Raw genomic sequence first — 3,153 nt, forward strand, 5'->3', positions numbered from 1 at the left:
CATTCGCCCGACAAAGTCCCAGGCGCGGCCAAGCGCCGTGGTGGCATCGGCCGCATTGATCAGGCTTCCCTTGAGCGCCTCGAGCAGGACGCGCTGCGCGGCGGTGCGATCGTTGTGATCGGCAAGCGTGCGAACGTATTGCCGGGTCCGGTCATCGAGGAAATTGAGCTTGGCGTTGAGCGCATCGGCGCCCTTGATCGGATCGGCGAATGCGCTTGCGAGCTCTTTGGCGGCGGTCGCGACATCGGTGCCGGTGGTCGCGGCGTAGTTCTTGGCAACCTTGATCAGCCCTTCGAAATTCGAGACGGCGATCCTGCCGGTCTGCAGGAACGCGGCCTCCATCTCGCGGGCCGCGGCGACCGACACGCCGGCCGTCGACGCCGATCGTTCGGCAATGCGCTCAATCTGGCCGACGGTGGCGCCGGCGGCTCGGCCGGTGCCGCCAAGCGCGACTTCGAGCTCCTTCTGCGACTCGATGTAGCGATAATAGGAGTAGCCGACCGCAGCGCCGATCGCCGCGATACCGGCGACCACCGCCATGGTGGGCGAGATCAGGCCCGTGAGACCCTTCCAGACACCCTGGAGCAGTCCACCGAGGCCGCCTTCGCCCAAGGCCGCAGAGGCTTTGATACCCTCGACGGTCAGAACCCGCATCGGGCTCTGCCCGGAGATCAGCGCGTCAACCGTGTGACGCGCAGCCGACCCCAGGATCAGGACCTGATTCGTGGAGAGTGCTGCGCTGCCGCCGTATTTCTCGATGACGGAGGCGGCCTCCTTGTAGCGGCTGTTGGCGAGCGCGACCGCCGCCGCATGCTCGGACTGCGTAATGGCGCCGGCCTTGAACAGCGAGCCCGCTTCGGCGACGTCGGTGTTGAGCTTCTTTTGCGCCGTCCCGAGCGGATCGATCTGCGCTCGCAGCGCCGAGGTTCTGGCCTCCAGGTCCTCGGCGGCCCGAGCGGTTTCCTCGAAAACTGCGGCCGACTCGCGTGCCGACTTGGGCTGCGCGGTATCAACGCCCAGGACCTGGTTGAAACTGCGCTGCGACTGGTCGGCGGCGCCCGCCTGTCGCGCAGCTTCCGCCAGACGCTGGAGCCGCTGGGTCTGCCGATCGGTGGCGGCACCCGTTGCGTCCATGTCGGCCGCAACGCCGCGGAACGCGTCTTGCCCGGCCTTGCCGACCTCGTCGAAGGCGCGCTTGACGTCAGCCTTGCCCTCGACGCCCAGGCGGATCGAGACCTGTGTGGTGCTCATTCGTTATTCCGGCCGTAGGCCCGAACGATGATCGGCTCGATCTCGGGGAGGAGTTCGACGAGCAGCGGACTGAGCGCGCCCATGGCGTCGGCGAGCAGCAGCACCGCCGCGAAATCGACCGCGTAGACGCCACCCATGACGGCGCGGACCTGTCCGGCTGCGCGCTTGAGCACCGCCCAGGCCGCAATGCCGTCCGCCGTCTGTGGCGCGTGTTCGAGATACGGACAGCCGGCGCACGATTCCGGGCAGGCCGCGCAATAGCCTTCGCCCCCGCCGAAGTGCCATTCGGCGAGAGCGATCAGACGTTTTTTTCTGCGTCCTGGATCAGCACGGGTCCGACGTAGAGCCGGTCAATGGCGTCGAACACCGGCCATAGTTCAAGCGCCGCGTCGATCGTCTCCTTGCTCGGCTCAACCGGATTGCCGTCGGCGTCGCCAATGCCCTCCCAGGCAGCAATGCCCGAATGCGCGAGCGAGCTCGTGAACGCGACGCCTGCCTTGACCATTGCGTCGTCGCCGCCGGCGCGCAGTACATCGGCAGCGGCGGTGCGCGCGAGCAGGATCGCGGCGACCGTAATCGGCCGGAACTGCACACGCACGCCGGGAACGAGATCAAGCCAGACCGACGCGCGGTCCGTATTGAGCTTGAGCATCGGCGCATTCGAGCGGGGCGCGGCATTGGCCGACGCCTTGGATTTCGCCTTGGTCATGTTCGGAATCCTATTTGTCAGTAAGCGGCGACGTCGTTGATCAGCACCGCGGTGCAGGTCTTGAGCAGGGTCGGGTCCTTGGCGGCCTGCCAGGCGAACGCCGCTTGGATGCCGCCGGGCCCCTGGATCGGCGTCTTGGGCTTCGGCAGGAACGCGCTGTGCACGGTGAACAGCAGCGAATTGTCGGCGTCGATCACCCAGCCGAACGAAAGCTCGCACGGATCGCCCGAGGTCGCCTGATCGAGCAGCACGGTGTCGGCGAACCGCACGTTGACGCTGCCGGTCACAGCGACCATCGCCGGGTCGGCGTCCTCGATGCGCCCGTCGGGACGAATGACCTCGACCTTGTCGAGATTGTTCATGTAGGTGAGTTCCGCCGACACGATGTGGCCGAGCGCGGTGCCGTTGCGCTTGATCTCGCCCATGAACTGGGAGAAGCGCTCGATCGCAGCTTCGCTTGGCGATCCTGCAGCGGACACTCCCGCTTTGGTTTCGCCCTGCGCGATCAGGCTCATGGTGGCGTTGAGGAGCCCCGACCGCTGCAGCTGAATCTTCATGGTGTTGGCGCGGACGCCGACGTTCATGCCGAAGCTTGGAACTTCGGGCATGCCGATCTCGATTGCCATGGACGGGAGCGTCAGCGCGCCCGAGACGAACGTGTGGGTAATGACACCGGAGTTGTCGACCGAGGTCGGGGCGCCCATCAGGAGCTTCAGCCAATACCCGAAGTTACGCAGATCAACCGGCACGACAACGTCGCCGTCGTTGTTCACCACGTCCCGGCTCGGCGGCAGCGGCTCGCGGCCGTAACCCAGGAGGTCGCTTGCGATCAGGTTCTGCTCGTCGCCGAGTGCTGAAGAGACGAACGGCAGCTTCTTGTAACCGGCAACCGGTGCGGTGCCGTAGGTGGTCTCGAATGCAGCGGCCATGGATGCGTTGGCCCCTCGGGCTCGTGCCATTTGTCACTCCTGTTTTTGAATGATTGGCGCGCGCGTGCTTAAGCTGCGCGCGCGAAGCCACCGAAATGGCTGACAGCGGCGCAGCGATACGCCTCGGCCGCCATCGCTAAATCGCGGAAGTAACCGAGATGAACGTTTCGACTGCCTACCTTGATCGCAGCCCGCCAGCGCTGCTTGTGCGTGCTCCAGGAGACGCCCTTGTGTCCTGATGAGTTCTTCGCGCTACGCCTTTGG

Annotated in this window: 5 protein-coding genes; all 5 read right to left on the reverse strand. The window is 65.8% G+C overall.

The features are described 5' to 3' along the window. The coding region (locus BGN91_RS11110) for a phage tail length tape measure family protein (protein WP_292613103.1) at positions 1–1,251 on the reverse strand (1,251 nt) is incomplete at its 3' end. Further along, the gene (locus BGN91_RS11115; protein WP_292613105.1) at positions 1,248–1,424 is read right to left on the reverse strand and encodes a hypothetical protein; all 177 of its coding nucleotides are present in this window, start codon (positions 1,422–1,424) and stop codon (positions 1,248–1,250) included. The genes BGN91_RS11110 and BGN91_RS11115, both read right to left, overlap by 4 nt. Before the next feature lie 125 nt (positions 1,425–1,549). Beyond that, positions 1,550–1,960 carry a hypothetical protein gene (locus BGN91_RS11120; protein WP_292613107.1) on the reverse strand — a complete coding sequence of 137 codons (411 nt, stop codon included), beginning with the start codon at positions 1,958–1,960 and terminating at the stop codon, positions 1,550–1,552. 17 nt (positions 1,961–1,977) lie between these two features. Next, positions 1,978–2,919, reverse strand: a complete 942-nt coding sequence (locus BGN91_RS11125) for a phage tail tube protein (RefSeq protein WP_292613109.1) — start codon at positions 2,917–2,919, stop codon at positions 1,978–1,980. Between the two features lie 38 nt (positions 2,920–2,957). Next, positions 2,958–3,153, reverse strand: a 196-nt coding sequence (locus BGN91_RS11130; protein ID WP_292613111.1) for an AP2 domain-containing protein, incomplete at its 5' end; no start/stop codon positions are given.

Origin of the sequence: Nitrobacter sp. 62-13, assembly GCF_001896955.1 — a bacterium.
Classification (GTDB): Bacteria; Pseudomonadota; Alphaproteobacteria; order Rhizobiales; family Xanthobacteraceae; genus Nitrobacter.